General features: G+C 71.0%; 1 protein-coding gene. It reads right to left on the minus strand.

The genetic code is table 11. The annotated features are described in order from the left end of the window. Positions 1-342: IS110 family transposase (locus MKK50_RS13185; protein ID WP_499022857.1), on the minus strand; the 342-nt coding region annotated here is incomplete at its 3' end. Positions 343-345: the final 3 nt, after the last annotated feature.

Raw genomic sequence — 345 nt, forward strand, 5'->3', positions numbered from 1 at the left:
GTGCTCGGGCATGCGCTGAGCAAAGCGCGCGATGAGGGCTGCGTCCAGCCGATCGGTCTTGGCGATCTGTCCTTCAGCCGTGCGGAAGGCCCGGACCCGGCGCGGATCGACCAGGGCGACCGCAAAGCCAGCCTCGGCCAGGGCGACCGTGACGGGATGGGCATAGGGACCGATCGCCTGCAGGGCGACGCGCAGGACGCCGCGCGGGCGCAGGGCGGCGATCAGGCGTTCGATGCCGGCCGGGGTGTTGTCACACCGGAGCGGCTTGGCGGCGGGATGGAACCCGAGGTCGAGGAAGTGCTTGCCGACATCGATGCCGGCCACCGGTACGAGGCTGAGCATGGC

Source organism: Methylobacterium sp. J-043, from assembly GCF_022829505.1.
Taxonomy (GTDB): domain Bacteria; phylum Pseudomonadota; class Alphaproteobacteria; order Rhizobiales; family Beijerinckiaceae; genus Methylobacterium; species Methylobacterium extorquens_A.